Consider the following 5444-nt stretch of genomic DNA (forward strand, 5'->3'; position numbering starts at 1 on the left):
AGAGGAATTGGATAGTGCAGGGATGCATTATACTTTCTACGATTTAGATGCCAATAAGGAAAAAGAATTGGAGTTGATAGATAAATTAAAAAACCATAAAATTCGGGGGAATGTATCCATCCCTATTCTTGACCTAAATAATAAACAATTAATAATTGGTGCAGACTTCAAGAAGCTGCAAATTGCATTAAAGAAACAAAATTACCCAAAGAAATAAATACCTATTTCAATTGTAATAATGGTGTAGCAGAGGCCTTTAAATCCACTAATCAGCTTTATATAATGAAAGGGGTAAGCAGAAAGTAAAGCCTATGCTTCAATTTAATTGCCATTGCAGGGCAGAAAGCCCCATTGTAACTTGGATTTCTAGTCAGTGAATTATTATTTTTATTGGTGAGGATAAGGTGAAAAAAAGTGCTGTGGGTATTGCTTTAATTCAATGTCAATGTTGAAAGATTATTTAATATTCAGTGTCTCAATATCTTTTATTTCATGGATAGTTGGAATGGTGATCAATGCAGTTTTGATGAAAACGAATCATTACCAAAAACTATCCAAACTTAATTTTATTGAGAACAAAGCCGTAAATAAAAATTTGGGGCTTCCTTATTTCAAATGGATTGTAAAGAACACTCCTTTTAAATTTTTTAATCCAAATATGAAGCTAAAAGCAAAAGTTGTGTATAGCGAATTGGTGAAAATAAGAAAGGAAATGACATTTTCAGAAATAAGCCACTTAGCGGCCTTTTTGTTTGTAGGGGGCTTTGCCTTGGTTAAGGTTGTTTATGGTCAATACCTTTTTTCTTTTGTAATAATGTTGGTCAATGCATTAATGAATCTTTATCCCTCATTACTGCAGCAGGAAAACAAGCGGAGGATTGATCGACTGATGGAGTCTGGCAGGTTTTTTAATTCCTAAACAAAAACCTTGGATCTTAAGGTCGAGGTAAAGATTATCTATAGAGGGAGTTTTTCTTTTTATCTGCAGTTATTTTTTTAACCACTTATTTTTGAGCTGCTTAATCAAAGATTGTCCATTTTTTGGTTTAGGAAAATCATCACCTAGTAAATAGCCGTATGCTTGAAGGGAAGGGGTACTATCAAAAGTGATTTTTAACACTCCCACCATAGGTATAAATAAGACCATACCTGAGATGCCCCACACAGCCCCACCTATTAGGACGGCTAATATAACGGCTAAAACATTTACTTTAACCTTAGCTCCTACCACCAAAGGGGTGATTATATTATTTTCAATAAGTTGAATGCCCCAAAGTACAGCCAATGTGAGAACGGGAGCAAATATGGTGTCAGAAGTCAGGAAGACATAAAAGATCACTAAAATTGAGCTAATGGCCACCCCTATGTAAGGGATTAGGTTGAGTATTGCTATAAATAGAGCGAAGAGTAAATAGTATTTAATGCCGAAAAAATAAAAATACATGCCGGCAAGTAAGGCCACAAGAAAGGTTACTTTTACCATTCCAATCAAATAAGCATGAATCACCTTTCCCGCTTCACCAACCCATTCTAAAATAGCTTCATTTTTTTTGGAAGATACTTTTAATAAAAAAGCCACGAAAAAATCCCTATAATACAATAGTAAAAATATGTATAAAGGGATGATACCGATTAAGGTAATGGACTTACCTGTATTGAAGAGGGTTTCATTCAAATTACCACCGGCAAACCATTCTATAGCTTGCAACTTTTCTCTATTAAGATAATTGTCAATGCCGAAGGTGGTTTGTAATTCAGCCCAATATTTATTCACCTTCTCCTGCAATAATGCATTCATTTCAGGGATATCCGATAGTAGGAGCACCATTTGGTTAATTAGGATGTAGACAATGGCTGCCCCAATGGCTGTCACAAATAAGATGCTTATGGCGATGGCAAAGGGTCTTGGAAATAAGGCGAAAGCAAAAAACACACCCCAGACCAAAGGGACCAAAATAAATGCACCAATATTCATCAGGTATAAAAAGAGCGCAATGGAAATTAGAGCGTAGGCAAAAAATTGTAGAGGATGAAGTTTACTTTCTGACATAGCCGGGTCAATCTTTGTGTCAATAAAAATAAGAATTAGGAAAACGGAAAGCCAGTATAATATTTCTAAATATGGAGATGCTTGGTTTTCACTAATTTAATAACAATTCCATAAAAATTTGCGTATTACTCGTGATTGATGTAATATTGTAAGATCGAAAAGCAGAAGATTGCCACCCTGGCAGTTTCAGAATTGTCTGTATACCTTTTTATACTTATCAAGATACATACCATTTTATCATTTACAAAGTCTTAGAATTTCATTCACGCGTTTTTTATGTATAACATAGAAGAATTAAGAATCAGGCTACTGTCTGAGTTAAAGGAGATCGCCGAGGAGTTGGGGGTAAAAAACTTTAAATCTTTGAAAAAAGAAGATTTGGTTTATGCCATTTTGGATCAGCAAGCCATTACTCCGGAGAAATCCCTACCAAGAAAAAAACCTTCCAAAGTAGAAGTGGAAGTTGAAAAGGATACAACCGGAGCAGATAGCAATAAAAAAGCTATCAAGCCTGTAAGTGAGGAGAAACCAAAGTTTAAAAGGCAAAATGTAACAAAAGTTACGAAAGAAAATACTGAAGATTCGGACAAAAGTACTAAGCCTTCCAGAGCTCCCAAACCCAAGGAGAAATCGGTAAAAGCAGAAGAAAGCTCTCCCAAAGCTGAAGAAAAAGCCAACAGTCAAGCATCAAAAAAACAGGAAAATAACGAAAAACAGGCAAAGGATAAATCCAATTATAAAAAATCCAACGAGCCAGTTAAAGGGGAGGACAATAAAGGTAGAAGCTTTAGGCCTAGAAGAAGAGCTGTAGTAGATATAGAAGATGCTAAAAGCAATTCAGAGGCTTCAGCTCCAGCGTCCAAGGAGCAAGAGTTTACCAAAAGGAAGCCCTCTAAAGAGGTGGCTGAGGAGCAATCAACTTCAGAGAAACCTTATAACCCCAAGAGAAAACCCTCTGTAACCATTAAAGATTTTGATGGGATAATAGAAAATTCCGGAGTCCTTGAAATCATGTCTGATGGATATGGCTTTTTACGCTCTTTGGATTACAATTACCTCGCATCACCGGATGATATTTATGTGTCTCCATCTCAAATTAAGCTTTTTGGCCTTAAAACCGGAGATAATATCCAAGGTCAAATCAGACCCCCAAAAGAAGGTGAAAAATATTTTGCTTTGCTAAAGGTAGGAACCGTCAATGGAAAAACTACTGATGAAATAAGGGATAGGATTCCTTTTGAATACCTCACTCCTTTGTTTCCTGAAGAGCGTTTGAGCCTAACCACTACCCATGATAATTTATCCACCAGGATCGTTGATCTTTTTGCACCAATTGGAAAAGGTCAAAGGGGGATGATTGTGGCACAACCTAAAACAGGAAAGACAGTGCTTTTGCAAAGAATTGCCAATGCAATTGCAGAAAATCATCCTGAGGTTCACCTGATGATTCTTTTGATCGATGAAAGACCGGAAGAGGTGACGGATATGGCACGTTCTGTTAAAGCGGAGGTAATTTCTTCAACTTTTGATGAACAAGCTGAAAGACATGTGAAGGTGGCCGCTTTGGTTTTAGAAAAAGCCAAAAGGATGGTAGAGTGTGGACATGATGTGGTCATACTCCTTGATTCCATTACAAGGCTAGCCAGGGCGCACAATACTGTGGTGCCTTCCTCAGGCAAGATTTTGTCTGGTGGAGTGGATGCAAATGCCTTACATAAACCAAAACGTTTCTTTGGTGCTGCCAGAAATGTGGAAAATGGTGGATCACTTACCATTATTGCCACTGCACTCGTGGAAACAGGTTCTAAAATGGATGAGGTGATCTTTGAGGAATTTAAAGGAACGGGCAATATGGAACTATCTCTGGATAGGAAGCTTTCAAACAGAAGAATTTATCCTGCCATTGATGTGCCTGGTTCAGGTACCAGAAGAGAAGATTTATTGATGGACAAAGAAGAAATGCAACGTGTGTGGATTCTACGCAAAATCATGTCTGATATGACCTCTCAGGAAGCCATGGAATTTTTACTCCAAAGAATGAAAGGTACTCGAGACAATGCCGAATTTTTGGTAAGCATGAATAGTTAGACAGGATAATAGATCTATTGTTCAAAAAATAGGAGCCTAATTAGCTCCAAATAGAAGCTCGTTTTATACGGGCTTTTATTTTTTTTTAAACCTATAAAACCGCTTTTTAGATATAAATAATTGAATATTATAATTTTTTCACCTTTGTTTTACCTTCATTTAACCTCCAAAATATCGCATTGATCGAATAAGACACCAATTGGCCATAGTCCTGGGTACTTTTATACTGTTATAAAAACAAACAGCTATGAAAGTTTTTTTTAATTCCACTCAGCTTCTTAAAATAGTTTCTTTATTTATCCTTACCGTCGCTTTTGGCTTGGTGACAGGAAATATCTATTCGCAGGACTTTGTTAGTGTGAAGGATGGAGAATGGAAAGCAGATAATACTTGGGAAAGTTCTTCAAACTGCTCTAAATGGAGTAATGTGAGTGATGGACAACCTCCTGTGTCTAAGAGCTGGGGTTGTGAAGTAACTGTCGTAATTAATCATGAAGTTACCTATAGTGGCAATATTTCAGGTTTTGGAAGCGGTGTTTTTACTAGCCTTGAAATTGGCCCCAACGGAAAATTAATTTTTGAAGACAATATTACCATCAATGGGGGCGGGTCAGAACCAGAAATAGTCTTAGCTGAAGGTGCTGAATTGGTGGTTAATGGAAAATTCGATATTGATAGAGGGGTTGAAATCATAGTTCCAAATAATGCAAAATTGACCATTAACAATTTTGAAATCGGTGACAATAAACCTGTTATTATCATAGAAGAAGGCGCCATGTTGATAGTCGATGGTGAAACACATGTCAGGAGTAAAAGTACATTAAATGTATTAGGGCAATTTCAAACAGGAGAACTTAATTATTCATCGGGAGGTGAAATCAACATTGGTTCCAAAGATTTTTCAGGTGTAGTAACTGTTTCAGGAAACATGTTGATTGGAAATGGCGATTTGAAAATGTACAATAGCAGTACTTTGATGGTAGGAGGGACTTCTTCAACGGGAAGTAGTGGATCGATTAAAATAGAAGACAATGCAAATATTAGGTTGATAGGAGATGTGGAAATGGGACGAGGGGGATCAATGACCTTAAAGGATAAGGCTGAATTTTCTTTTGAATCAAAATTTTTTACTAGCGGGGGAGCAAAAATTGAGCTAAATGACAATGCTAGAGGAACTGTTCACGATGAAGTTATCATGACAAATGGTAAATTATCCTTAAACAATAAAAGTGAGCTAATGCTGGGAAGTACTTTTACTGCTACTAATGGCGCAAAAGTAGTGGCTAAAGATGATGGTGCTATGTTT

The 5444-nt window shown here is 36.6% G+C and carries 5 protein-coding genes; 4 read left to right on the top strand and 1 reads right to left on the bottom strand.

Annotated features, from left to right (window positions below; genetic code table 11):
- A partial coding sequence (locus tag AAC037_RS18955; RefSeq protein ID WP_339904801.1) for a hypothetical protein occupies positions 1 to 217 on the top strand: 217 nt, incomplete at its 5' end.
- A 228-nt stretch (positions 218 to 445) separates the two neighbouring features.
- Positions 446 to 919, top strand: a complete 474-nt coding sequence (locus AAC037_RS18960) for a hypothetical protein (protein ID WP_339904803.1) — start codon at positions 446 to 448, stop codon at positions 917 to 919.
- Positions 920 to 988: 69 nt separating this feature from the next.
- Here AAC037_RS18960 and AAC037_RS18965 read toward each other — a convergent pair whose 3' ends face one another.
- Positions 989 to 2050, bottom strand: coding sequence for an AI-2E family transporter (locus AAC037_RS18965; RefSeq protein WP_339904805.1), 1062 nt, complete (start codon positions 2048 to 2050; stop codon positions 989 to 991).
- A gap of 276 nt (positions 2051 to 2326) precedes the next feature.
- On the opposite strand from AAC037_RS18965, the gene rho reads away from it, so the two are divergent.
- Together rho and AAC037_RS18975 are read left to right on the top strand one after the other, a co-directional pair.
- Complete coding sequence (rho, locus tag AAC037_RS18970) at positions 2327 to 4138, top strand: transcription termination factor Rho (RefSeq protein WP_339904807.1); 1812 nt, start codon at positions 2327 to 2329, stop codon at positions 4136 to 4138.
- A 247-nt stretch (positions 4139 to 4385) separates the two neighbouring features.
- Positions 4386 to 5444: hypothetical protein (locus tag AAC037_RS18975; RefSeq protein WP_339904809.1), on the top strand; the 1059-nt coding region annotated here is incomplete at its 3' end.

The organism is uncultured Cyclobacterium sp., assembly GCF_963976465.1.
In the GTDB taxonomy this organism is placed as follows: Bacteria; Bacteroidota; Bacteroidia; order Cytophagales; family Cyclobacteriaceae; genus Cyclobacterium.